The sequence below is a fragment of the Bradyrhizobium sp. RT6a genome (assembly GCF_040547675.1).
Lineage (GTDB): Bacteria > Pseudomonadota > Alphaproteobacteria > Rhizobiales > Xanthobacteraceae > Bradyrhizobium.
Map to the genome: position 1 here is coordinate 1 of NZ_JBEPQC010000011.1, position 25438 is coordinate 25438.

Annotated in this window: 18 protein-coding genes; 5 read left to right on the top strand and 13 right to left on the bottom strand. The window is 58.5% G+C overall.

Annotated features, from left to right (window positions below):
* The 12 genes from ABIC03_RS35350 to ABIC03_RS35405 all read right to left on the bottom strand — a co-directional run.
* A partial coding sequence (locus ABIC03_RS35350; protein WP_354065037.1) for an Ig-like domain-containing protein occupies positions 1 to 3697 on the bottom strand: 3697 nt, incomplete at its 3' end.
* A 374-nt stretch (positions 3698 to 4071) separates the two neighbouring features.
* Positions 4072 to 7056: a trifunctional glycosyltransferase/class I SAM-dependent methyltransferase/polysaccharide deacetylase gene (locus tag ABIC03_RS35355; RefSeq protein ID WP_354065039.1), complete on the bottom strand. Its 2985-nt coding sequence runs from the start codon at positions 7054 to 7056 to the stop codon at positions 4072 to 4074.
* Between the two features lie 42 nt (positions 7057 to 7098).
* Complete coding sequence (locus tag ABIC03_RS35360; protein ID WP_354065041.1) at positions 7099 to 8487, bottom strand: glycosyltransferase family 2 protein; 1389 nt, start codon at positions 8485 to 8487, stop codon at positions 7099 to 7101.
* Entirely contained in the window at positions 8484 to 9638 is a 1155-nt protein-coding gene (locus tag ABIC03_RS35365) for a glycosyltransferase family 2 protein (protein ID WP_354065043.1), read from the bottom strand. Before ABIC03_RS35365 ends, ABIC03_RS35360 begins: the two co-directional genes overlap by 4 nt.
* A gap of 71 nt (positions 9639 to 9709) precedes the next feature.
* The gene (locus ABIC03_RS35370) at positions 9710 to 10747 is read right to left on the bottom strand and encodes a glycosyltransferase family 2 protein (protein ID WP_354065045.1); all 1038 of its coding nucleotides are present in this window, start codon (positions 10745 to 10747) and stop codon (positions 9710 to 9712) included.
* Entirely contained in the window at positions 10744 to 11784 is a 1041-nt protein-coding gene (locus ABIC03_RS35375; RefSeq protein ID WP_354065047.1) for a glycosyltransferase family 2 protein, read from the bottom strand. Before ABIC03_RS35375 ends, ABIC03_RS35370 begins: the two co-directional genes overlap by 4 nt.
* Entirely contained in the window at positions 11781 to 13139 is a 1359-nt protein-coding gene (locus tag ABIC03_RS35380) for a glycosyltransferase family 4 protein (RefSeq protein ID WP_354065049.1), read from the bottom strand. Before ABIC03_RS35380 ends, ABIC03_RS35375 begins: the two co-directional genes overlap by 4 nt.
* A complete protein-coding gene (locus ABIC03_RS35385) occupies positions 13136 to 14443 on the bottom strand; it encodes an ABC transporter ATP-binding protein (RefSeq protein WP_354065051.1) in 1308 nt (435 codons plus the stop codon). Before ABIC03_RS35385 ends, ABIC03_RS35380 begins: the two co-directional genes overlap by 4 nt.
* Complete coding sequence (locus tag ABIC03_RS35390; RefSeq protein WP_354065053.1) at positions 14443 to 15258, bottom strand: ABC transporter permease; 816 nt, start codon at positions 15256 to 15258, stop codon at positions 14443 to 14445. Before ABIC03_RS35390 ends, ABIC03_RS35385 begins: the two co-directional genes overlap by 1 nt.
* The gene (locus tag ABIC03_RS35395) at positions 15255 to 16421 is read right to left on the bottom strand and encodes a glycosyltransferase family 2 protein (protein WP_354065055.1); all 1167 of its coding nucleotides are present in this window, start codon (positions 16419 to 16421) and stop codon (positions 15255 to 15257) included. The genes ABIC03_RS35390 and ABIC03_RS35395 overlap by 4 nt, the downstream gene beginning before the upstream one ends.
* 50 nt (positions 16422 to 16471) lie before the next feature.
* Complete coding sequence (gene galE / locus ABIC03_RS35400) at positions 16472 to 17455, bottom strand: UDP-glucose 4-epimerase GalE (protein WP_354065057.1); 984 nt, start codon at positions 17453 to 17455, stop codon at positions 16472 to 16474.
* Entirely contained in the window at positions 17452 to 18420 is a 969-nt protein-coding gene (locus ABIC03_RS35405; protein ID WP_354065059.1) for a UDP-glucuronic acid decarboxylase family protein, read from the bottom strand. The genes galE and ABIC03_RS35405 overlap by 4 nt, the downstream gene beginning before the upstream one ends.
* A gap of 134 nt (positions 18421 to 18554) precedes the next feature.
* On the opposite strand from ABIC03_RS35405, the gene ABIC03_RS35410 reads away from it, so the two are divergent.
* A complete protein-coding gene (locus ABIC03_RS35410) occupies positions 18555 to 19577 on the top strand; it encodes a glycosyltransferase family 2 protein (RefSeq protein ID WP_354065061.1) in 1023 nt (340 codons plus the stop codon).
* Positions 19578 to 19623: 46 nt separating this feature from the next.
* On the opposite strand, the gene ABIC03_RS35415 is transcribed toward ABIC03_RS35410, so the two are convergent.
* On the bottom strand, positions 19624 to 20037 hold the full coding sequence (locus tag ABIC03_RS35415; RefSeq protein ID WP_354065063.1) for a hypothetical protein: 414 nt from the start codon (positions 20035 to 20037) through the stop codon (positions 19624 to 19626).
* Between the two features lie 327 nt (positions 20038 to 20364).
* Between ABIC03_RS35415 and ABIC03_RS35420 the strand changes: the two genes are divergently transcribed.
* The 4 genes from ABIC03_RS35420 to ABIC03_RS35435 all read left to right on the top strand — a co-directional run bounded on the left by ABIC03_RS35420 (position 20365) and on the right by ABIC03_RS35435 (position 25368).
* On the top strand, positions 20365 to 21582 hold the full coding sequence (locus ABIC03_RS35420; protein WP_354065065.1) for a glycosyltransferase family 4 protein: 1218 nt from the start codon (positions 20365 to 20367) through the stop codon (positions 21580 to 21582).
* On the top strand, positions 21579 to 22562 hold the full coding sequence (locus ABIC03_RS35425) for an NAD-dependent epimerase/dehydratase family protein (RefSeq protein WP_354065067.1): 984 nt from the start codon (positions 21579 to 21581) through the stop codon (positions 22560 to 22562). Before ABIC03_RS35420 ends, ABIC03_RS35425 begins: the two co-directional genes overlap by 4 nt.
* Positions 22563 to 22748: 186 nt before the next feature.
* A complete protein-coding gene (locus ABIC03_RS35430; RefSeq protein ID WP_354065069.1) occupies positions 22749 to 23954 on the top strand; it encodes an acyltransferase family protein in 1206 nt (401 codons plus the stop codon).
* Positions 23955 to 24066: 112 nt separating this feature from the next.
* The gene (locus ABIC03_RS35435) at positions 24067 to 25368 is read left to right on the top strand and encodes a glycoside hydrolase family 16 protein (RefSeq protein WP_354065071.1); all 1302 of its coding nucleotides are present in this window, start codon (positions 24067 to 24069) and stop codon (positions 25366 to 25368) included.
* Positions 25369 to 25438 lie beyond the last annotated feature (70 nt).

Genomic DNA, 25438 nt, shown 5'->3' on the forward strand with positions numbered 1-25438 from the left:
ACAGCTTGATCGTGCTGCCGGCCTCCGCCGTTCCCGAAACCACCACCTTGTTGGACGCGACGAGCGTGTCCGAGACGAGAACCGGCGTGTTGGGCACGACCGTATCAACCGCGACGTTCAAGGCGCTGGACGCCACGCTGATGTTGCCGGCCGCGTCCACCGCCTTGCCGGTAAAGGCATGCGTCCCGTCGACCAGCGTGCCGGTCGCAAACGACCAGTTGCCACTGGCATCGACTGTGGCGGTGCCGACCTGGGTCGCGCCATCGAACACCAGGACTTTGCTGCCAGCCTCCGCGGTCCCACTCAGCGTCAGCTGATTGGCCTTCGTGATGCCATCGCCCACCAACCCACTGTCCGAAGAGAACGTCGCAATGCTCGGTGCGCCTGGCGCAGTCGCGTCAACGACCACACTGATGCTGGTCGACACAGCGCTGAGATCACCCACTCCGTCAGCGGCGACCGCCGAAAATGAGTGGCTTCCGTCTGTCAAAGTGCCAGTGGTGAAGCTCCAACTACCGTTGCTGTCAGCGGTCGCCACACCAATCTGGACTGTCTGGTCAAACACCTTGATCGAAACGCCTGCCTGTGCAGATCCGGTCAGGGTCAAATGATCTGCGTTGGTGAGCCCCCCGGCGCCCAGCGTGCTTGCAGACGCGAGCGAGATCGTCGGCGCCGTCAGTCCGGCCATGGTCATGGATACGCCGGTAGCAGACACGAACGCGTAGTCGGACGATGACAATTGCGTCACGCCGGCAATTCGAAAACTGTCAGTCCCCCCTGCATAATGAACGGTCCACTCTTCCCCCACATTCGTCAAGTAAGCGCTAGCATCGTAGCCCTTCAGGGTCAGCTTGTCGTGCTCCGCCGTCGTGCTGGTCAGGACGTGAAAGTCGGCTATCGTGTCGTGGCCACTACCGATGCCATCGATGAACGTGTCATTGCCCGCCCCCCCGAAGAGCCAATCATCGCCACTGGCACCATTCAAGACGTCATTTCCGCTGGAGCCAACCATCCGGTTGGCCAGTTCGTTTCCAGTGCCCTTAAGGCCCCCCATCATAAGGGTCAGATTTTCGACATTTGCGGACAGCGTATAAGATGTCCACGCTTCGACGCTGTCGATGCCACCCCCCGGATTCTCAGTGATCTTCTGGTTCACGTTGTTTACAACGTATGTGTCATCGCCAGTCCACCCGACCAGCGTATCGTCGTAGTTTAACGCCGTAATCTTGTCGTTCGCAGCGGTACCGTAAACAATATGGCTGCTGGTTGATCCGTTGATCCAGGAGGTGATGGTGCCTCCGACCGGCAAGCTTCCCGGCAGCTGGAAGTCATCACTGGTGAACGCTGAAATCGTGGCGTTGCGAAAAACTAGCGTATCCTGGCTTGTCAGCGCGAGATACACGTCGTTCCCGACCTGCGTCATCGCGGCCTTGATGTCGTTGAAGGACGTGAACGCAAAGCCGTTCAGCTGAACGACATCATGCCCGGCGACTGATCCCGGTGTAAAGTCGGTAATGATGTCCGAGCCGTCGCCCGAGTTGATAACGAAGGTGTCGGCACCACCACCGCCTGTCAGGATATCATTGCCGACGCCGCCGGTGATGATATTGGCCGCATGGTTGCCGATAATGATGTTGGCTTCTGAATTGCCGGTGCCGTTGATCGCTGCCGAACCTGTCAGCGTCAGGTTCTCAACGTAGTCAGGCAGCTTGTACGTGATGGTCGAAATGACGGTATCCACCCCACCGCCGTAGCTTTCGACCACCTTGGCGTTGGGATCGGTGACGATGTAGGTATCGTCACCAAGCCCGCCGGTCATCGTATCGGCACCTCCTGCGCCGCCGAGAAGATCGTTGCCGGTGGTTCCAGTTAATGTATCGGCACTTGCCGTTCCTGCGATGGTGGTCGTCGGAGCTCCGCTGGCCAGAAGCGTGTAGTTGGCGAGTGTATACTCCGGCAGCTGGTACGCTTTGATATAATCAATGCTCATCTCCGCGGTCGCGCTTGGATCCGCGTTTCCAGCCCAGCTTCCGCCCATCGCCAGATTGGCGATCATGTACATCGCTGTGTTCATGTCGGAGGGAGTGGCGACCTGACCGACCTCGACGCCGTCGACAAAATAGGTCAGCGTATAGGGCGTCCACTTCACACCGAAAGTATGGTCACCGACCGTCAGGTTGGCCGTATTTGCCCAATAGCCTTGAGTCGACGTGGTCGACGACAGAAAGCCCCAGTGGGCCTGGTCAGGATCTTTGCCCAGCGCTTCAAGCGCATCGAGTTCCGTGTTGAGGCCGCGCGTGTTGATCGGCAACATCCAGAAAGCAGGCCATGCGCCCGCGGTGCCGGGGAGCGAGGCTTTCATCTCGAAGTAGCCATAGGTCTGGACGAAGCTGTTTTCGGTCGTGATCACTCCCGATGAGAATTGATGATTGCCGACATAGGCCGCGGCGCTCGATGGGATCGGTGCTGCGGTGATGACCAGATGGCCGTCCTGAATCGAGAATGGATTGAGGCCCAGCGGGCTCGAGGCCTGCGCTCCCGGCAATCCTGTGAAGCTGGGGTCGACATAAACCTCCTGCTCACCGGAGAGCGAGTAGCTTGCCGCCCCGCTCCAGGCGTAACTCGTTTTCCAGGTCAGATGCGGGTCCTGGCCGGCGGAAAGCGAGCTGAAATCGTCGCTGAAGGTTTGAACCAGTCCTGTTGGCGCTGTGACGATATTGACGTTGGAGGTCGTGAAATTCTGAACCTGCGTATTTTCGAGCGTTAGCTTCTCGCCGTTGCCGAGCGACAGAACGACATCCGTGCCGACCTGCTGCATGGTGGCCGCGACGTCGGCGAGCGTCTTGAAATTCGTGCCATTGATCTGGAGAATGTCCCCACCGGCGCCTGTCTGAAAATCGGTGATGATGTCGTTGCCATTTCCGGTCTTAATAACAAGCGTGTCGCTGCCGCCTCCGCCGGTGAGGACGTCATTCCCCTTGCCGCCATCGATCATGTTGTTGCCGGCGTTGCCGACGATGATGTTGTCGAGATCGTTGCCGGTCGCAGGAGAATTGTAGCTTCCGCCCAGTGTCAAGTTCTCGACATTCGGCGCATTGACGAGACTATAGCCGTCGATCATGCCATCGTAGATCGTGTCGATGCCTTGACCGGCGAACTCGACCACCTTCGTTTCGTGATTGTACATGAAGTACGAGTCGTCGCCCGCGCCGCCGATCAGCGTAACGCCGCCCCCCATCGCCTGCAGCGAGTCGTTTATTGCGCCGCCGGTGAGCGTTCCCCCGGCTCCGACCGTGGTCCACGCCGTGTTCGGCGCTGCACTTACTGGGAGCGGATTGTCGAGGACGACGTTTGCGGCCGTGAGCGATGAAAGCGAGACGTTCTGCAAGGTGAGCGCCTCGCTCGACGAAAGCGTGACGACGACGTTCGTCCCCACCTGCGTCGCGACCGACATGAGACTTGCGAACGTCGCAAAACCATAGTTCTGCACGCGCAATACGTCGCCACCAGCGCCCACTTGGAAATCGCTGATGGTGTCGGAACCATAACCCTTCGATATAACGCAGAGGTCGCTGCCGGCGCCTCCCGTCAAGAGGTCATTGCCGGTCCCACCGAAGAGGATATCGGCGCCGGAAGTTCCATTAATCACTAGCGTGTAAGTCATGATGGTCGCGTGCTCTCCTTGCACGATAACCATCCAAGAGACGCCTCAACGGCGACTTACAGAGTTGCGGATAAATTGAAGCATGGGTGAAAATGCCGACGCATCACTTAAGGGGGCCTCAAATAGACCACTCACGAGCGATTCATCTTTGCCGAGATCCCGTATTTTTCCGGGATGCAGGCAGACGTGTGATGAACTCGATCGTCGTTCCAGTCAAGGAACCTGCAACGGTCAAGGTAAACAAACTCGTACGGTACACCGGTGTCGCGGGAAGACAAGCGCATCACTGCTAGAGCCATTCCATGGCGATCTCGATATGCGATAGCGATCCGACACCTCACAGCGTTTTCGTCAACCTTCAAGGAGGCGTTGCAGACAGGAGTGACAATACTCACGAGTATCATTAGTCATCGGCACGCCTCCAGAGAGGCGGCGAACGTCTCGAGCGTGCAATCGCCCCTCACTTCTATTCGCGGCAGGTCGAGCGGATCATCCTTCAGGGTCGCAGCGCGATTGGCTGTATTAAATCCAATTGTGTAGCCGCACTCCGCTGCAAGGATTCTGAGCCGCTGATCCGTACATCCGAACGGCGCCGCAAGCGATGTCACTGATCGCCCCAACCATTTCTCCAATTGGATTCGAGACCGCAACAGCTCCTCGGCAACCTCCAAGGTTGAAAGCCCATCGCTGCGGGGATGGCTCGCCAAATGGCTTCCAAACGCTACCCCTTCGGCGGCCAGCGAGACAATCGTTGCGGTATCCATAAGCGGCGCCGGCAATCCGAATGACCCATCCCACTCCGCTCGTCTGCCGACCAAATCGGCGACAATGAACACCTCGGCAGAGAAATCATTCCGCTGCAAGATGGGCCAGGCCCGCTCGGCAAAATCCTCGTACCCATCATCGAAGGTGATCAGCACAGGTCGTCCGAGGAATGGGTGATCGTTCGCAATGCACCGAGCGAGCTGCTCGGAATTGATCGTGTGATAGCCGTTGCGGCGGAGCCACAACATCTGTTCTTGAAAAGCTTCCGGAGAAAGACGATAGGGGGCTAGCTCGGTCGGCCCATCGGTCGCAATCCGGTGATACGCCAATATCGGAATACGCTCGCGCCTCTCTGTTTGGACCACTGTCGTTCGGCGCGTGATTGCCCCGTTCCATACAATAAAGCGCGCTACTTCGGTCTCGATTGGCACGTTGGTCTTGACGTCGGTCACCTGTGGGTCGGAGATGATCTCTCCGGGGAACAGTCGCTTGAACCTATCGACGCGATAGAGCTCGGTTTGCATCGAAGCTTCCAACGCAAGGCCCGGTACGCCACCGATCACTCGCGCGATTGTCTCCGCGCCGTACGGATTTTCCCAATCGAAACCCGTCCGAGACATGTTGTCTTTCAGTACAAAGGCATGAGCCGTCACAAGACGACCACCAGGACGCAACGCGTCCGCCAAACGGTTTGCCACGCGATCGAGTTCCGCCTCATCCTTCAAATAGTAAAGCACTTCGGAGCAGACGATCAGATCCAGGTCCTGCGGAAGAGCATCTGCCGACAAATCGAGCTGCACGAAATCGACGTTCCAGTGCTCGCCGCATCGTGCTCGGGCCCGCTCCAATGCTTTCGTCGATATGTCCGCAGCGATGAGACGCTCGACTCTGGGAGCCAATTGGCGCGTAAAATATCCTTCAGCGCAGGCTAGCTCGAGGGCCCGTTTTGGTTGCTCAGCAGGAAGCATTTGAAGCTGCCTGGAATATTTTTCCTGCTCATAGGCCGAGCCGTAGTTCCAGGGATCCTCCTCTGTAAACAGAATCTCCCAGAATTCCTCCCGGGCAAGGTCACGGGACGGTTCACGGCCTCGACTGCGCCTGCTATCCGATACCTCTTCGCCCGGAGATTTGAGCGGTATCGCACGAAGTGACATCGATTTCCGGATCGCTTGCAACCGGTTCTGATGGCTAGCACTGCTACTCCGGATAAACTGACGAAGGCGTTCCATTCGAGAGTATATCTTAATTGTGAGACGAAATATTCGTCCTGCCTGCTCTCTAATATGCAGGTGCTTTAAATGCTGCGTGACTAACGTTATCCAAAAATTCAAATCAACCGTGCCGAGCACGCCAACGTCCAGCAAGGCTAGAACATGCGGGCCATTGCAGAGATACACATATAGCCGGTCAACGGATCGGTTCGGGCGGACATGCGGCAACCGACGAAGGTCAACACGCAGCCCCAACGTTAGTGAGAGCTCCCTTGCGGACGCCAGATCGTCGCAATCGAGAATCTTCCGTTCGAAGTCGTACTGAATCTTCCGTGCGGTCGCGGGCTTGCCCCACGCCTGTCCGATGGCACAGACTAAGCCGGTCAACTCAACTCCATATTGGCTCCACTCTGAAGCCAGTCTGGATGGCAGCAACCTCGCTCCGACACTAACTCCGTCGAGCAGGACAGTGACGATAGGATCAATCGCGTGTTGTGCTTGCGGCAAGGTCGCGAGAACCGTCGGAGGGACGGCAACCTCTCGGCCACGTCCGCAATCGAAAGCAGCGCACCAAAGAGCAAAATATGCATATGTCAGCTCGGCCGTTGCTGCGCCGGAATTCGGTGCTCCGTTCCCGGCGCCTTTCGGAGATCCAGTTGCACTTTCTCGTGTAGCAAAACCTCTGGCGATAACGACGCGCGCATCCGCCATCATTTGTTCCATGTCCTGGGTCAGTGACCGATCACTCATCCAATAATAGCTCAGCCTCTCACGGACATGGATCCAACTACCGCCGAGCCGCGCCACTCTTTGCCAGAGGTCCCAATCTTCGCAGGTGCGCAACGACGTATCGAAGACTCCCGCCTCGAGGACCGCTCTTTTCCTTATGAGCACGCTATGGATGACAGTTGCGCAGGAACGGGCAAAGGCTTCAACCGGATCTTGTTGGATGCGATCATCTCCCTGATCCGGCGCTTCATCTGCATTTTCGAAAACCCTGCACCAGTTGCAATATGCAGCCACGGCGTCCGGATGATCATCGAGGGCGCCATTCATCTTCTCGAGAAAGCTCGGATTGACCCAATCGTCGCTGTCCAGAAATAGCAGCCGTTCACCACTTGCGTGTGAGATGCCGACGTTGCGTGCCGCGGCTGCTCCCCTTTCCGGGGATTTAAGACCAATGAAACGCGAATCCCGAGCTGCATAGTCGCTGACGATCGCAGATGTCGTATCGACCGAACTATCGTCCACGATCAACGCTTGCCAGCTGGGGTTAGTTTGCGCGACCAGACTCTGAAGCGTGCGCTTTATAGTCTCTTCGGCATTGCGGGCGGGGATCACAACCGACGTAAGTGGTGCTCCCACCAATTGCGATTCCGGCAGAGACAGGGACGAAACATTCATTGAATCAACCATCCGTGAGCGCCTAGCCCAACCCGGGCGTGAAGCTAATTGTGTTCAGTCTCCTGCTTCCGCAATGAAGACCCGCCACTGGCCGTCCTGCTCCCACCACATCTCCTCCCGGGGCGACGCGATCGCGAGCCCGGCCTTGGACAGTCCGCGCTCCACGGCGCTTCGGCAGGCCGGTGGCACGCCTTCCAGATCCCCCGCCTTGAGCAGACATTCAAGGTAAGCTCGCGCGAGATGACCACACAACAGCGGCCTCAAGTGTCTCCCCTGCCATGCTTCGGCTCCAGGCTCACGTGGCAGCACTCCGAGTTCCCTTCCCGCATAATGGAGCGTTACCTCGTCGGGTCTCGCTTGATCGATGGCTTCTTCCGCAGCGGGTATCCCCCCCTTGAGGTCGACGTTCAGCCGCCTGGCCGCGCCTGGTGGTGGAGCGCTTAATTCAAAGTGTTTCCAGGCCGACCACGACTTCAGGATTTCCGCCGCTCCACGAAGATACCAATACTCATTCAGCTCGCGATAGAACACAATGTAGGCATCCCGCAAACGCGTGCGGTCGAGAAACTCCAGCACGGATGCCATGGCGTGGGCCAAAGGATCAGTCCGATCACCGAGAGCGAAGATCAAGCGGTCGAACCAGATCCTCACTCCCGAGGACCGTGCCATCAGGGCGGTGATCCTAAGACCCGAACGCACGTGCGGATGCTTCCTGCCGAGCAGGACATCCGAACGGCCCTCCTCGCGCGCACGCCGGAAGGCGCCGGCAACAGTCATCGTTTCGTACTCATGGTGATACGCCCCGGCGTCGGGCGCGAAGCGAAAGGGTATTCCGAGCTGCATCAAGCGCACGCCCAATTCGTAGTCCTCATGCGCGGCCCGAAAGCTCGGGTCGAGGCCGCCCAGATGCTCCCATACGTGAGCCGGCAAGGACAAATTTCCCGTTAGAAGGTCTCGAAAGCTGAAGCGGTGTCCCTTTTCGGCGAGGTCCTCGAAGCGCTTCTTCCACCAGTTACGTATGATCAGGCGAAACAAGTTCGCGGATGCGTGCGGCGCGGGCGGATATGGACCTAGCACCGCAGCTGCACCGTCTTCTAATTCGTGGGCGCGCCGATGTGCCTCGACGCAGTGCAGGGACGGCTCGACATCGTCGTCAAGAAACAGCAACAAGCGCCCGGCCGCCGCCTTGGCGCCGGCATTGCGGGCGGCGGCTGGACCGCCGCCTCCCGATTGCTCGACCAGCTTCAGCACGAAGGGGTAGCGCTGCGCGCGCAGCATATCCTCAGTCCCGTCCGTACATCCGTCGGGAACCACAACGACTTCAAACATAGCTGGATCGGCAGTCTGGCGGGCGAGCGCGTCCATAACTCTGCCAAGCAGCTGGCGTCGGTTGTGGGTGGGAATGACCACGCTCATCCCAAGACCAATTTCCGCGTTGGTCATCGCGATTGCCTTCTCGATCTGAGGTAAAGCAGAGGTCCGATGATTCCGCCTTTAAAGCGCGCAGAAGCCACGGAGAACGGCGGTACATTCGGGCGCCGCAGCAGCGAACGGAGCACGGCACGCACTTCGCGCCTGAGCCAACGTAAGGCCTCGCGCAGAGCTCCGATGTCGCCGTCGGTGAGGATCGCCTTCGTCAGCAGCGACGCGCTCGCGACTTCATAGCCGAAGAGCTGTCGATGCAGTTCCTCCGCAGATTTGCGGTGCCTGTGCCAGTTGAGCGCCTCAGGGTCATAAACGATGCGATAGCCTGCCCCCAAAATCCGCCGGAACATCTCGCTGTCCCCGCCTGCATGCGTCTGCGTTCCCGCGTCGAACGCTTCGTCAAAAGGGCCGACTAATTGAACCACAGAACGGCGCAGAGCCATGTTAACTCCTGCGCCTGCATGCCACGCCAGGAGCGGGTTATGCTCGGCGGCATCATAGACGGTGCGTTTGAATCCTCGGACGAAGCCGCCGTAGCGCTGGAAATCGATCTGGGCCGCCGAGGACAGTTCGATCGCCATTGTGAGACCGGTTGATGCCAGTACAAGCGGATCGCCAAAATTGCGAGCGAGCCGGCGGAGCCAAAGCGGATCGGGGGCCGCATCGTCGTCGGTGAAAAGGACGATCTCTCCCCCCGCCTCGCGCAGCGCACGATTGCGGGCGATGTTGAGCCCGGGGCGATCCTCGCGCACATAGCGGATGCGCGGGCGCTCCCGCAGCAGCCTGGCAGTGGCGTCATTGGACGGCGCGTTATCGATCACGAGGATCTCCTGGCCGTCGTCCGGCATCCGCATCAGTGCACTAATACAGCGCTCCAAGTCCTCGGTCCGGTCACGAGTGCACACCGCTACGCTCACGGAAACGTCGGGCGGTCCGTCAGATCTGGATGGATCGAGGCCGAGACGGTCCCTGAGCCATGCCTGCCAAAACGCGGAGTCAGCGCCGGCAAGGATCATGGGCAGGATCTGTTCGCCCGGACGGTCGAGTCGGATCACGGCTTGGCCGCATGGGCGCCCGCGAACCCTGAGCAGCGCCAGCCCGGCGCGGCAGTCCGGCGGGACCTTGATGTGCTCAGGAAGTTTGGTCATTTCGAGATCGAGCACCGCCATGGGAACGGGTGGCCAGACTCGTTCCACACCGATGTCAGGTACAGCGGGCCCGCTACTGGTTTGAAGCGCTGTCATGCGGCACCATTTCGAAATCGCATCAGCCGCAGGGCCATTCCGACGACGGTCGGCAAAAGGCCAGCCACCGCTGCAAGAGTTGCTGGCGAACGACTGCAGCGCAGAGCCTCGCTCACCTGGGCCCTCACTGCTGCGATGTCGCCCTTCCGGACGTAGGTCGGCACTCGGTTCTTGAGGGCGTCACCAGCCCAGAACGCCAGCGAGGCATTCACGGTTGCGTCGGCAGTCTCGGTGGGGAGATAGCCACGGATTATCGACAACGCGCGCCGGACGTCACGAAGATTCTCCGCCGATCGCACTAGGCGGCTCGTGCTCGACGAGCCGTGCACGCGGTAGAGAGCGAGTTGCGCGGTTTCAAACCAGACGTCGCGGTAGGCGGCGATCCTCACCCACATCTCCCAATCCTCGACCGCGGAAAGCCTTCGATCGAAGGTGCCGATCTGCTCATAGATTTCGCGGGCGACGACGATGGAAGGAGTCTGGATTAGCTGCCGTCCCGCGATCCTTCCCAGCCAATTCTCCAGGATGCCGCTGCTCTCGCGCTCCAAAGCAGACTCCCAAATCTCGCGACCTTCTTCGTCGATGTAGATCTGACGGCAAAATGCCGCACCGAGCCCGGGCACCCGCTCGAACGCCGTTCCCATCTTCTCGTAGAAGCCCGGCCGGACGGCATCGTCGCCATGCAGCAGATGCACGATCCGTCCTCGGGAGCGCTCCAGACAGGTTTGGAAGTTGGCGGTGTGGCCGACGTTTCCTGCCTGCCTGTAGAATGGGACTCGTCCACGACCGATTTCTCGGACGACGGCTTCAGGGTCATCCATCGTCGACGCATCGTCGACAACCTCGATCTGCATGATATCCGGCCCGGGATCTTGGGATAGGACGCTCGCAAGCGTCTGCCGCAGATATCCCGCGCAGTTGTGGGTGGGAATCATCACCGACCAAAGCGGCCGGGGAAAGCCATCGGCGATAGGGGCGAGCTTGCCCCGGCTGCTCATATCAGCGAGCGGTCCACTCACCAGTCCCTTCGTCATCGGCGCACCAGGCTGCGCAGGCGACGCCTTAGACAATACAGCGACATGTTCAGCACCGCGGCGAGCGTGCGCGGCGACTGGTTGCAGAGCAGAGTTTGCCGCAACTGCACCAGCGCACCGTGGAAATCTCCTCGACAAGTCAGAGTGTAAGCCCAGTAGAGACCCCACTTCGCCCAGTTTTTGGGGGCGCGAGCCAGCACCGCGCGCCCGACAGGAGAATCGACATAGCTGCCGAGGATTTTGATCGCTTGGCGAACGTCCTTCATGTTCTGTCCACTGCTGATGGACCGTTTGGTGATTGAGCCTTCCGTATCCTGATAATAAGCAAGTAGCTTGGGAGTAAACACGACTGGATAGAAAGCCGCAATTCTCGCCCACATCTCCCAATCTTCGCTACAGCTCACCATTCGCTTATCGAACGAGCCCAAGTCCTCGTACACCGCACGGCGAACGACCATCGAGGGAGGTTGAAGGGGAAGCTCCGCCCCGATCCGCTCGAACCATCGCTCGATGACGCCAGGCTCGGATTTTTCCAGAGGGGAGAGGCGCACCAGGCTTCCCTCCGAGCCAACAATGGCGTGACGGCAGAAAGCCGCTCCCGCATCGTCGAAGGCCCCGAACAAGGCGTCCATCTCATCGTAGAAACCGTGCTCGACCCAGTCATCGGCGTGAAGGATATGGATCAAGTGCCCCCTAGCCCGTTCGACACACGTGTTAAAGTTTCGTGCGTGTCCCACGTTAACGGACTGGCGGAAGAACTCGACCCGGCCTTGGCCGACCTCCTTAACGATCTGTGCGGCATCGTCTGTTTTCGAACAATCGTCTACGACCTCGATCTGCATGATCTCGGCGGTCCGGGCTTGCGCAAGAACACTTGATAGGCCTCGCCGCAGATCGGCGCCCGAATTGTAAGCCGGCAACATCACGGACCATCGAGGTCGGGCCCGCAGTCCCGCAACAGGTCCGGGCTGACCGCGCTGGTCCCTGGATTTGGCCAGGAGTTCCCGACTAGCATAAGGCGGAGCGAGAGCCCTCACGCGTCACCTTTGCCTGCGAGGTTGGGTAATCCGGCAATGGCACATGCAAGTTGACGCCCAACAGCTTCGACTGAGAAGGTCGTCACGGCCCGTCTGCGGGCCTGTTCCCCCATCGCACCACTGAGTTTGCGATCGAGCACAAGTCGCGAGAGGGCATTGGCGAAAGCAGGGGTGTCGCCGACAGGCACGACCACGCCCCCACAGCCATCGCTCGGGAAGATGTCCTTCACGCCCGAGGCCGCGGCCGCCACAACCGGAAGTCCGCATGCCATGGCCTCAATCGGAGCGACGGGAAAACCCTCATGCCGAGAGGCGAACGCATAGACATCTCCCGCGGCGAGGAAGCGTCGCACCACATCGCGATCAGTTTCATAGCGGTTCTGCCAGATGATGCCGCGTCCTTCCAAAGCACGGATCCGACCTCCGAGCCATTCTGCGTCCTGGCCCGAGCCCAGAAGCAACAACCGTGCGTCCAGATCTGGGCTTTCGCACACCAGAAGTTCCCAGGCCTCGATTAGGACGTCCAGCCCCTTCGCCTCGCGATCGACCCTACCGTGCCAGACGACAACACGGGTCAAGTCGGAGGCCCCAATCTCGTCCCGCGCCGACTGCCGCTCGATCTCAACTGGATACCAGTGAGAAACATCCACCGGGTTGAATACCTGGCAGACGCGCGACTCAGGACCATAGGCCTTCCTCACCCTCGCGATCTCCTCTCCGGGCGCTGCGAGCAGCGCGTCGCTGGCCGCGATCACCCTGCGCTTCCACAACCGACTGGCGAGATTCGTCTCGCGATTCCCGCCCTGGAAGGTGCCGAACACTCGGAGTCCAAGACGGCGCGCGAGGACAACGCTAACGTCGAAACGAAATGACTCGTATTCCTGCACGATCAAGGCCTCACAGCCCTCGCGGCGGAGCTCCCGCGCGAAAAGCGCGATGGGGGTGCTGAGGTGGGTGAGGACAGAGCCTAGCCAAGCCTTAGCTCGCTGTCTGACGCCCTTTGGTGGAGGTCGTCGTAGCAATTCGGAGTAAGTCGGGAACAGCTTGCGCGTAGCCATGTAGAAGCGCGGTGCGGGAAGCACTGTCTGGCGATGGCCTGTCCCGTCCTGGACATAGTGGACGGGCTCCCGTACCTCCCCCGAGAAGAAGTACACCACCGTAGCGAAGCCGGCCGCCCTCAAAGCGTCCATGTAGCCCAGCGTCCAGCCGCCGGGTCCTTTCCGGCAGAACTGGTCGAGCGACACGCCAATGGTGCACAGGAAGTCCTCCCAGACTTCTCCACCCGCAACAACTAGAGCAACTGTCGGCCGATCTGATGCGACAGGCAGATCCGTTCGACGAAAGATACCGGTCACGGCTCACCCCCTTTGGAGAACGGGAGGCAACCGATGCCGAGTACATCGTCGTGCGCAACATCCGCCGCAAAAATCCGGCTCCATGCCGAGGGTGGATTCATGAAGCCCTTCCCCGAGTGCGGCCCAACGACTGAGAAATCGTAGCAATGGTAATGATGATCATAGATCCCCTGCCAACCCTGCTGGTAGACCCCGACGCTGATGGAATAATTCCCGCCGGCGAGGTCCAGACGATCGAACGCCAGCCGCAGCGTTGTCAGGCCTGTTAGGACGCTGAGATCCACACCGCCGACCTCGGTGTTTGTGTCCAAACACGGCGACTCGTCATCCGTGTGGATCGTCACGCTAGCGAGCGCCGCCTGCACAGGATTGTGGGCAAGGAGATCGAACTCCACCGCGAGGCCAGCACCGGAAACAATACTGCGGGCGAATGCGCCGTTAGGATGAAGCAGCCGGACCGCGCGGATCTGGACTTCTTGCGATCCGCTCCGGTTAACGCCGTGCTGCAGCAACTTGCCGCCCGGCAGCCGCTCGACCTCGACGGAGGTTTCGGGTCGATCCACCAACTCCGGCAAAGCGTCAGATTCATAGAGGTCCATCACGGCCTGCGTAGGGCCGTAGGCCACAACTTTCCCTTGCTTGAGAAGGAGGACCTCGTCGCACAGCGCGCGGACCTGGGAGGAATCGTGGGACACAAGAAAAATGGTGGCGCCGCTCGCCTTGATCGCAGCTATCCGCTCCAAGCACTTCCGCTGGAAATGTAAATCCCCTACGGCAAGCACTTCGTCGATGAGCAGAACGTCGGGTGACATGTGCGCCGCCACAGAAAAGGCAAGGCGCATGCGCATGCCGCTGCTGTAGGTTCGAATCGGCATCTCAATGAACGATTCGAGTTCGGCGAACGCAACGATGGAATCGTAGCATCCCCTGACTTCTGCTCTTGTCATTCCGGCGATCACGCCCGCAATGAAGATATTCTCTCTACCTGTGAGATCGTCAGTCAGGCCAGCATTCAAGTCCAAGAGCGCGCCGACCCGCCCATGCACGTCGATAAGGCCCTCGGTGGGCTGACCGACACCGCCGATTAGCCGGAGTAGCGTCGATTTTCCGGCGCCGTTCTTGCCGACGACGCCGACCATCCGACCTGCCGGCACGGTGAAGGAGACGTCCCGCAGCGCCCAGAACGTGTGCATCTCACCACTTCGGAAGCCCGTCAGCACAGATTCCTTGAAGGACGTAAGTCGGTCTCCGCTCGGCCTACGGAATTGCTTGCTAACACCTTTGACTATGATGGAAGCGCGCATCAGATCTCCTCGGCGAAGCTGACGCTCATCCGCCTGAACAACAGGATGCCTCCTGCCAAGATACAGCACGAGCCGATCATGAGACTCCCGAGCGCCAACGCCGACGGCCATACGTCATCCATCAGAACGCCTCGGTAGGCATTCAGCAGCACGGCCATGGGATTGGCATGGTGCAGGAACCGGTATTGCTCCGGCACCAGGCTCGAACTGTAGAAGACAGGTGTTAGATAAAAAGCGAGCATCGTGGCGATCGTGACGAGATGCTGTGTGTCGCGAAAGCGGACATGCACGGCCGCCACTACGTAGGCAAGACCGGCCGTAAATGCGAATTGGGCGGCCATGATTGCTGGGAGAGCAACGAGAGACGCGCCAAACCGTCCTCCATCCAGCAGGATGACGATGAGCATGACGGGGAGCGCCAGGAGGAAGTGGATGCCGTTGCCGGCGACTGTGATCAGCGGAAGGACGATGACCGGAAAACCTGGCCGTCTCACCAGGTCGGGATTCGAGGTGATGGCGAAAGCCGCGGTCGTGATGGCGCCGCTGAACCACGTCCAGGCAAGCACACCCACGAACACAAAGGAGGCATAGTGCGGGACGTTGAGGTTGACAATGGAGCGGAACAAGAACGTCAGGATGACAATCTGGCTCAATGGATTCAGAAGCGACCAGGCGATGCCGAGAGACGAGCGTTTATAACGGATCTTGAGTTCGCGAAGCACGAGCTCATAGGCCAGATCCCTCGCGTGCAAGTAGATATGCCGCCAGCTGCGGTCAGAGTTGATCGGGATGTTGGAAGGTGCGCTTGCGGTCATTTAGCCCTTGCCGTGTGATGATGCCGGTCCCCAGTCTCCGGAACTGGGGCGTCCTCTGCGGTCGACCGATCGAGCCGATCGCCTCCGACAAATCCGTCCAGCAGCGGTCCCCGAACCGCCTTTTCTTCAAGCAACCGATCTTCGTCGGCCAACCGCTTCTGCTTTGTGCACGCTATTGCGTCTACCGGATTGTCTTTATCCAGTTCTGGATCCACGGACAAAAACGCTAGAAGCGATCCAACAGGTCGATCTCTTGCCAACCTCCTGTTGATCGCCATCAGCACTTCCGTTGCGGTGATCATTGACAGCACGGGATCGTTAATTAGCAACTTCGTGTAGGCCGCTACAGCAGGAAGGGATCGCCTCTCGCGCAATAAAACTTGGAATGCATACCTGTACGCGCTCCCGAATGCCCAGCGCTTCACCCGAGGAGCGATCGAAGAGTTACGTTCCACATGCCGCGCGATGGTCTCAATCATGCTCCTCGACATGCGCGATCCGTCGCTCGACATATTTCCTTGATGTATGCGGTAGCCAAGGAGGAACGATCTCACAGCTTCAATCCGATAGCGCGCCGCGAGCCGGAGCTCGAAATCGAGATCCTCACAACCACCGATCCCGATGTCGGCGTACGACGGATCGAATCCACCAACCGCAAGCGCAGCCTCGCGATGGACCAATAGATTGCTTCCGTTTCCTATGAACTTGAGCACAAGGTCTCGAGCCAAGATATAGCCGCGACAACCGGCCAACGTCTGCCCATTGCCTGTGACTTGATCATCCGCGTTGATGGTTCGGTGAAAAGTGTAGACACCACCCCAAGCGGGATCGGAACGATGGATATTTAGAGCCTCAACCTGCCGCTCTATCTTTGTCGGATGCCAGAGGTCATCCGCATCCAAGAATGCAACATAGGCTCCCCGCGCACTTTCGATTCCGAGATTTCGAGCACGAGCAACGCCGCGATTGGGAGTGCTGAACAAGTGCAGACGCTTGTCACTAACAGCAATTGCCTCCACGATGGAGCGCGTAGTGTCAGTCGAACCATCGTCAACGACAATGACTTCCATATTCTCATATGTCTGAGCCAGCGCCGACGCGAGCGTTCTAGCGATAAAGCGCTCGGCGTTGAAGGCCGGCACGACGACGGATACGAGTTCCATCAAAATCCAGCCGCTCTGGTTCCGGGCATTTCAATCAATCGTTCTGAGTCTTAAAGTGAGGCCTGTCTGTCCCGCCAGCTTAGCGCAGTTTCGATGATGAAATCGATGTTCGAGCGCTGGGGTGTCCAGCCAAGCTCCCGCTCAGCCTTGGCGTAGGACGCGACGAGCACGGGCGGGTCTCCTACGCGTCGCTGGCCAAGTTGGATGACCGGCTCGTTGCCCGCAGCACGCTTTACCGCCTCGATGAGTTCGAACACACTCGTTCCAACGCCGGTACCCAGATTGAAGACATGGGTCCCCGCACGGGTAACAAGCATCTCGCCTGCAAGCAAATGCGCCCGAGCGAGGTCGTTGATATGAACGTAGTCCCTGATCGCGCTACCATCGAGTGTCGGGAAATCTGTTCCGAATACCGTAAATGGCCGGCCTGGGTTGCGAGCGGCTTCGATCGCCAGCGGGATGGCATGCGTCTCGGGCTCGTGGTGTTCCCCGATCTCACCGTCAGGATCGCATCCGGCTGCATTGAAATACCGCAACGAGACTGATGCAATGCCGTAGGCTCTGCCATAATCCTCCAACATGCGCTCTATGATCATTTTCGACCAACCGTACGGATTGATCGGCGATTGCGGATGCGTCTCGTCAATCGGCAGGGTGCGCGGAATACCATAACTTGCGCAAGTGCTGGAGAACAGAAGGTGGCGGCATTCCGTTGCGCGCATCGCTTCTAGCAAGGCGAGCGTACCCGCAGTGTTGTTGACGTAATAGCGTGCCGGGTCAGCTACCGATTCACCCACATAGGCAAAAGCAGCAAAATGCGCGACCAAGTCCGGCTTATATATATCCAACGTACTGCGCACCCGCTCCTCATTTTGGATATCGCATTCGATCAAGGGCCCCCACCGCACGGCCTCTCGCCATCCTCGTGAAAGATTGTCGAGAGTTACGACATTCCACCCGGCATTGGCGAACGCTTTGCAACAATGCGAGCCCACATAGCCTGCGCCTCCCGTTATAAGAACGGTTCTTGTCATGCCGCACCAGTTCCTTCTGCGCGCAGCAAATTGTCAAAATAGGCTATCGTCTCCTTGAGGCCTTCGCGCAACGGCACGGACGGAGCCCAGCCAAGCGCATCGCGTGCCTGACTGATATCGGGCTGCCGCTGCCTTGGATCGTCGATCGGAAGTGGCTTGAAATCGATCGAAGACTTCGACGCAGTCAGCTCGATGACAGTCTCGGCCAGTCCCATCATCGTAAACTCGACGGGATTCCCCAGATTGGTCGGTCCGGTTATCTCATCGCTCGTGCCCATTAGCCGCACGAGACCATCGATCAGATCGTCGACGTAACAGAAAGAACGGGTCTGCTTGCCGTCGCCGTAGATCGTAATCGGCCGGCCGGTGAGAGCCTGCACGATGAAGTTTGACACGACCCGCCCGTCATTGAGCTGCATCCGCGGACCATAAGTGTTGAAGATGCGGGCGACCTTGATCGAGAGATTGTGCTGCCGCCTATAATCGAAAAATAGCGTCTCGGCGCAACGCTTGCCTTCGTCATAGCAGGAGCGTGGACCAATGGGATTTACCTTACCCCAATAGGCCTCGTTCTGCGGGTGCACCTCGGGATCACCGTAGACTTCCGAGGTTGAGGCCTGCAGGATTTTCGCCTTAACTCGCTTCGCCAAACCCAGCATGTTGATGGACCCATGCACGCTGGTCTTCGTCGTCTGTACGGGATCGTATTGATAGTGAATAGGACTGGCCGGACATGCCAAGTTGTAGATCTCGTCGACCTCGACATATAAGGGAAATGTGATGTCATGTCTCATGAGCTCAAAGCGAGAACACTTCAGCAGGCTGCTCACGTTCTCTTTAGAGCCAGTGTAGAAGTTGTCGACACAAAGAACTTCGTGTTTGGCGCTAACTAATTTCTCGCACAGGTGCGAACCTAGGAACCCCGCACCACCGGTAACCAATATCCGTTTCGTTTGACGCGGCACGGAACAACCCTCTGTAATTATTCGTTATTTACTCTATTGTCGTACAATCGTCGCTATTTAATCGGCTTCTCGATAAAGTCTTATTGGTTTGCTTTCAAGAGTACAGTTCAATTGCGATTAAGCATTAAAACAGTATGGCGCGTTCTCAAGGTGTGCTGACCAATAAACTTGTCTCGATCGTCGTGCCAGCCTTCAATGCTGCGGACACGATCCACGAGACCGTCGCCAGCGCGCTAAATCAAACTTACCGGAATATCGAAATCATCATAGTCGATGACGGCTCTTCGGATCTTACGAAGTCGATTGCGGCCGCTCTGATGCGGTACGATTCGAGAGTCCGATATATCTACAAGCAGAACGGCGGCGTGGCATCGGCGCGCAACCGAGGAATTGCAGATGCGCAGGGAGATTTCATCGCGACGCTTGATGCCGATGATCTCTGGCACCCGACAAAGCTTGAACGACAGCTCGAGCGGTTTGAGGCAAGCGGCCCCGAAACCGCGCTCGTGTACGCGTGGTGCTGCTGGATCGATGATGACGGCAACGTTACCGGTTCTGCTCCGCCAATACGGCAAGAAGGCACTATCCTTGCACAAATGTGTTTGGGCAACATCGTCATCAGCGGCAGCAACGCCCTGATAAGGCGAGAGGCATTGGTCGGCGCAGGCGGCTTCGATGAGTCGCTGCGCTCCCGCGGAGGCCAGGGGTGCGAGGACTGGAAGCTGTATCTCCAGATTGCGGAGCGACACGAGATAGCTGTGGTGCCGGAGTATTTGATAGGCTACCGCATCTCCCCCGGCTCAATGTCAGATGATTTTCGGCAGATGATGAGATCGCGTCGGATGGTAGAAATCGAGTTTAACCAAACGCATCCGGAGCTTGCCGGCCAGTTTGCGCGTGGCGAGGCGATACTCGCCTGCTCGCTAGCCCTGCGAGCAATCGAACAAGGACACTTTCATGATGCACTGGAGCTAATCACTAAGCTATCGCGCAGCACCCTTCAGACGGGCACGGCGTCCGTGATGTGGCTATTGGCCGGCCTAACTCGACGTGTGCTAAGGTGGGTTCAAACGAGTGCTCGAACTCCATCTAGCAAATTCCTTCCGGCACCTCAGCATAGGAACGATCAAACACCGTGCAGCCGATCGAGCAACTAGAGGGCATATTGCACGTCCGGGCACACCACTACCGGCGGCCTTCCAATCATCTGCCATCACTTCGTATCGTTTTCTCGGACGCGAGCTCATCAGTAGGATAGACGCGAGCTCGGCGAGCTTCGGCCAAAACTTCCCCCTTCGAGGAGCTTGCCACCGCGGTCCATTGATACACGTCTTGCCTGCAAGGAGCGAATGTTCGGATACTTCCAGACGGCAGAACGCCGTTTGCCGGCATGGCGATTTCTTGACCGCCCATTTCCCTGGTCCCTTGCGACAGTGTGAGCAGAAGCAGTTTCGCATCTGGAGGCACGTTTTTAAAGCGAATCTCCGGATTCGGGAAAAGCGTAATACAGCCTTTCGCGCCCTCCCAGGAAAAATCAATGGTCATTGGTTCGGCCAAAGCTGCACCGCACCCGGGGATCCACGCTACAAACGCACAAAACAACACCCTGAAAAGCATGATGACCTCTAGTTGCTGAATAGCTGCAGCATGTGCAGAAAATTCCAGCCCGACCTATCAGGCAGAACAATAAATGCTGGCGACGTTAGTCGCAAGCAAGACTAGAGATCAAGCATCAACTGCACTGAAAGAACTCACGAAAGCGGCTTTGCCTGGCGCTATGATCGAGCACTCTCTCGTGGGACCGGAGAAGATATTCCGGGTGCCGCGAGCATGCAAAATTTCTGCCGCTATTAACGGTTAAGCGGGTCTCTCATAGACAATCAGAAGGTGACGGGCCATGTACCCCCAATTAGCAAACGAATTCGCGCGTCCGGTAGGTGTCCATTGAAGATTCTGGTGCATGACTATGCCGGCCACCCTTTCCAGGTCGACCTCAGCCGCGAACTCGCCTCGCGAGGACACCAGGTCACACACGCCTATTTCCACGGCGACCATGGCCCGAAGGGGCGCCTTCACCGCACCTCCTCTGACCCGGTCGGCCTGTCCTTCAAAGGCGTAAGCCTCCCGCGTCCATATGACAAAGCCTCATTCGTCAAGCGCCGGTTCGACGATGTCGCCTACGGCAAGGCCGTCGCACAAGTTGTCCTGTCGCTCAAGCCCGACCTCGTCATCTCAGGGAATACGCCGACGGAAGCCCAATCGGCGATCGTGAAGGCATCTCGTAAGGGCGGCGCATCCTTCGTCTTCTGGGTCCAGGATTTCTACAGCATTGCCGCGTCGAAGCTGCTGCAAAAAAAGATGGGCGCCGTCGGTGCCGCGATTGGCGGATACTATTCGTTTCTCGAACGCGGCCAGTTTGCCAATTCTGACGCTATCGTGGTCATCACCGATTCGTTCGCTGACATCGCAAAAAACTGGGTCCGTGCCAAAGATAAGGTCTTCACCATCGAGAACTGGGGGACGCTGAACGAGATTTCGCCGCTTCCAAAGAACAATGATTGGGCAATCCGTCACGGGCTCGCTGGGACCTTCAACTTCCTTTATTCGGGCACACTCGCGCTGAAGCATAATCCTCAATTGCTCGTCGAACTTGCCAAGCGCGTAAAGGGACAGGCAAATGTCGTCGTCGTGAGCCAGGGCGTGGGCGTATCCGAGCTCGAGCGGGCAAAGAATGAGCAATCGCTTGACAATCTGATTCTGTTGCCGTTGCAATCCTTCGGGGATCTGGCCAAAGTTCTTGCAACGTCGGACGTGACAGTCGCGACGATTGAACCGGATGCGGGCATGTTTTCTGTTCCGTCGAAGGTGCAGTCATATTTCTGCGCTAAACGCCCGGTATTGCTCGCTGCACCAGCCGAAAACCTTGCTTCCCAGGTGGTCCGCAAGAACGGAGCGGGTCTTGTCGTTGATCCGTCCGATAAGAGCGGGTTTTTGCGTTCCGCGATTCAACTGATGGAAAACGATGCCCTGCGCGTCGGAGCGGCCGAAAGTGGTAGGAAATTTGCTTTGAACAATTACGACATCAAGCGGGTGACCGATCGTTTTGAGACAGTGTTTCAATATGCTATCGATGCGAGAGATGCGAGAAAGGGAACTTCATGACTAAAACTGCCCTGGTGTGCGGCGCGGGTGGGTTTATCGGCGGGCACCTTGTGAAACGCCTAAAGCGCGAAGGTTTTTGGGTCCGCGGCGTCGACCTGAAATTTCCGCCCTTTGCCGAAACCGAAGCGGATGATTTCGCAGTTGGCGATCTCCGCGATCAATATTTCTGTCGTCAGATTGCGGATCGGCGGTTCGACGAGGTGTACCAGCTCGCCGCGGATATGGGCGGTGCTGGCTATATTTTCACCGGCGAGCACGACGCCGACGTGATGCACAATTCGGCCACGATCAATCTCAACATGCTCGATGCCTGCCAGAAGCGGAACGTGCGCGGCATGTTCTATTCGTCGTCGGCCTGCATGTATCCCGAACACAACCAGATGGATCCGAACAATCCGAACTGTGCCGAGGATTCCGCCTATCCGGCGAACCCCGACAGTGAATATGGCTGGGAGAAGCTGTTCTCGGAGCGCCTCTATCTTGCCTATAACCGCAATCATGGCATGCGCAATCGCGTCGCGCGCTATCACAACATTTTCGGGCCGGAGGGTACCTGGGACGGCGGCAAGGAGAAGGCGCCCGCTGCAGTCTGCCGTAAGGTGGCCCAGGCTGCCAACGGCGAGGTCGAGATCTGGGGCGACGGCACCCAGACACGCTCATTCCTTTATATCGACGAATGCCTCGAAGGCACGATCCGCCTGACGCGGTCGGACTTCGAAGGTCCGGTCAATGTCGGTTCGGAGGAGATGGTCACGATCAATCAACTCGTGGACATCGTCGCCGATATTGCGGGCAAGAAGCTCCACAAAAAGCATATACCGGGCCCGCTCGGCGTGCGTGGCCGCAATTCGGACAACCGGCTGATCGGACAAAAACTTGGCTGGAAGCCATCCGCTACGCTGCGCTCAGGCCTTGAGAAGACGTATCAGTGGATCGAGCGGCAGGTGCGCGGGAATCAGGAGCGGGCAAAGGCGGCCTAGGACGTCTCCGGATCGGATCAATTGAAAGGGGGGATGAAGCGCAGCCAGCCCGCTGGCGGCGCTTCATTGTTGACGGCGAATTGTCGTCGATGCAATGGGGCTCGTGAACTCTTGACAGAGTATGCCTGCGACCATGCAAACATTTGCCCAGCTCTTTGTGGTTCTGTGGGCAGGAGGGATCTCGTGATGCAGCACCGGACCGGCACAGACGCGAAGATCGGAGTCGTGAATGGCTTCCGCGGCATCGCCATTCTCATGGTGGTTCTCCACCATCTCTTTATCCCCTATGCGGCAAAGGACCCACTACACGCTGGGCAACTCGATCCGGATGGCATCTTCGCAGCCTTCATCGCAAATGCCTGGCTCGGCGTTCCTCTCTTCTTTGTCCTTTCCGGCTTTGTGCTCTATCTCCCCTACCGCCTCGGACGTCGCAATATAGAGAGCCTCGCCGATGTTCGGTCGTTCTATCTGCATCGCGCCCACCGGCTCTTGCCCCTCTACTATATCGTCGTCCTTGTAACGCTGACGCTGCATGCGCAGACCGGCGTCGGCTCTCTCCGCTGGTATCTCGAGGCCGGCGGGCTTCTTTCAACGCTGTTCGTGTTTTCGCCTCACGGGTTCATGCCGCCGTCCAACATGGTGCTCTGGTCCGTCGCCGTCGAGATCTGGTTCAGCCTGCTGTTTCCTGTCTTGATTGTCGCTATCCGCCGCTGGGGCATTGGCACCGTCGTGGTTGCGGCGCTGGTGGCATGTTCAATATTCAACTTCCTTGGCGGCTCGATTCCGGTCGCGAACATCGGCTCTTTCCGTCCATTCACCAACGGCATATTCGGAAGCTGCTATCAGTTCGTCTTGGGCATGTTGGTTTGTGATGTCTACGTGCGACAGCTCGAAAATCCAAAACGGCCTGCGTCGAGTCTCCCGTCGCTGCTCTCAGGCCTCGTGCTGGGCGGGCTCGGGCTCTATCTGAGTCACCACGCGCCTTGGCTCGCGGCGCGAGTTCTGGGCGGCATGATGTTTTCGATGGCCTTTTCTCTCTTTCTGTTCGGTAGCCTATTCGCCGGCAGCCTCCTCCGCTCGCTTCTCGAAAACTGGCCGCTGCAACTGCTCGGTTGTATGTGCTACAGCCTCTACGCTTGGCATGGGATCGTGATGAACGACATGATTCCACCTGATGCTTCGATGCTAGCGGATACGATGCGGCTGCTGGCGCCGTTTACCATGGTGATCCTGGCGTTAAGCGCGTTGAGCTACCGGTATATCGAGTTTGGACACAGGCGAGACTGGAAGGCGCTGTTTCTGCTCGGCGAAGCCGGCGTTCAACCGCAAATCGCCCCTGTTGCCCCTGCGCTCGAGCAACGCATAGCGCACCTCGCAGGGAGGGATAGGTGACGATGCTTGACCACCAGTACGAGGGGCGCGCCGCCCGCGGATGGCGTCAACCGCCGTTCGACGCTCCCGGTTAGATCCAATGCGAGTGACGAGACGGGAGCTGCTAACGGGGGTGGCCAGTGTTGTCTGCCTTTCCGGCGATCTGCCTGCCACAAGCGCATGGGCCGACACGCCAGCCAACGTGGTGCAGACGTCGGAGTCCGAAATCGCCGTCGCGATCCATAATGCAACGGTCGGAAGCGAAGACCGCGTGGCCAGGATCCCGGTGGCGTTAAGCGTGCCGACCAACCGCACGATTGCCCTCGAGTACATTGCCCGCGATAGAGAGCAGTCCCCAAACAACCAGAGCGAGGCTCAACCAAGCACCTCGCCAACGATCGCCCGCGGATACCTGATTTTTCAACCCGGTGAGCAGCAAAAAACCATCGAGGTGCCGCTCTCGCGTCCGCTTCAGGCCGGACGATCGCTCGAAGTCGAGCTCTCGGATTATTTCATCTACCCGCAACACCTATACACAAGCCGGATCGGCCGGATAACGGCCGGCGATGGCACGCCGTCGTATCCGACACCGCGTAACGATGTGATTGACCTCCCGCCGTTGCCGACCCAACGCACAGTCGTATTCTCGGACGATCTTCGCGACCCCGACTTCGCGAGCGATAGCGGATTCCGTTCGGACGGGAGGCCATGCTGGCAAAGCCGCTACTCACACGGTCGCCGCCACGACAGCAACCGCGAACTGGCATATTACGCAGATCCAACCCTGAACCCTGAGGCCAAGGTGTGGGGAATCGATCCCTCCACCGGACATCGCTTCATCCAGGCAGAGTACGTGGCGAACGGACTGTCCGATGGAAAGGGCGGAAAGCTGTTGCTCGGCTGGCAGGAAAGAATCCCTTTCAAATATACCGCCGCGATCATCACCTCACGGACATTGTTCAACCGCATCACCACCGGCAGCTATGTCGAATTTGACGTGAAGCTTTCGAAGGTCGCGGGAAGCTGGCCGGCACTGTGGCTCAAGCGAGTCGGTGATGGTTGGCCGCCGGAGATCGACGTTCTTGAAGCCTTCATCCAATCTCCCGCCTACCCGGCAGACGCGGTAACCTCGAGCATTCACTGGCTCGGCGAGCAAGGGCATCGGACCTATGGCGCATCCGTGCCCCTCACTCATGTTGAGCCGGGTGCGGACGTGTTCGCCAAGTTCAATCGCTTTGGCTGTTTGCTTGGCGAAAAGCAAATCACCTATTACTTCAACGACAAGCCATTCTGCGCCATGCCGAACCTGGTGGGTGCAGGCCCGTGGTATGTGCTGATCGACGTGACCGTTGGCGGCGTCCTCGGCGAACCGAGCGATCCGAAAGCCTTTCCCGCGCGAATGCATGTCGCCGCAGTGAAGGTCGCGCAATTTTGATCAAGCCGTTTGCGATGGGGCGATCAACGAGGATCATAGCGCAGCGCTTCTGGCCGCGTCCGCGAGGCAC

Excerpts from the sequence above, each read along its gene's own strand:
- ABIC03_RS35355 (WP_354065039.1), bottom strand. The coding sequence starts at position 7,056 with ATGGTTGATTCAATGAATGTTTCGTCCCTGTCTCTGCCGGAATCGCAA.
- ABIC03_RS35360 (WP_354065041.1), bottom strand. The coding sequence starts at position 8,487 with ATGACCAACGCGGAAATTGGTCTTGGGATGAGCGTGGTCATTCCCACC.
- ABIC03_RS35365 (WP_354065043.1), bottom strand. The coding sequence starts at position 9,638 with ATGGCGGTGCTCGATCTCGAAATGACCAAACTTCCTGAGCACATCAAG.
- ABIC03_RS35370 (WP_354065045.1), bottom strand. The coding sequence starts at position 10,747 with ATGACGAAGGGACTGGTGAGTGGACCGCTCGCTGATATGAGCAGCCGG.
- ABIC03_RS35385 (WP_354065051.1), bottom strand. The coding sequence starts at position 14,443 with ATGCGCGCTTCCATCATAGTCAAAGGTGTTAGCAAGCAATTCCGTAGG.
- ABIC03_RS35390 (WP_354065053.1), bottom strand. The coding sequence starts at position 15,258 with ATGACCGCAAGCGCACCTTCCAACATCCCGATCAACTCTGACCGCAGC.
- ABIC03_RS35395 (WP_354065055.1), bottom strand. The coding sequence starts at position 16,421 with ATGGAACTCGTATCCGTCGTCGTGCCGGCCTTCAACGCCGAGCGCTTT.
- galE (WP_354065057.1), bottom strand. The coding sequence starts at position 17,455 with ATGACAAGAACCGTTCTTATAACGGGAGGCGCAGGCTATGTGGGCTCG.
- ABIC03_RS35410 (WP_354065061.1), top strand. The coding sequence starts at position 18,555 with ATGGCGCGTTCTCAAGGTGTGCTGACCAATAAACTTGTCTCGATCGTC.
- ABIC03_RS35415 (WP_354065063.1), bottom strand. The coding sequence starts at position 20,037 with ATGCTTTTCAGGGTGTTGTTTTGTGCGTTTGTAGCGTGGATCCCCGGG.
- ABIC03_RS35425 (WP_354065067.1), top strand. The coding sequence starts at position 21,579 with ATGACTAAAACTGCCCTGGTGTGCGGCGCGGGTGGGTTTATCGGCGGG.
- ABIC03_RS35430 (WP_354065069.1), top strand. The coding sequence starts at position 22,749 with ATGCAGCACCGGACCGGCACAGACGCGAAGATCGGAGTCGTGAATGGC.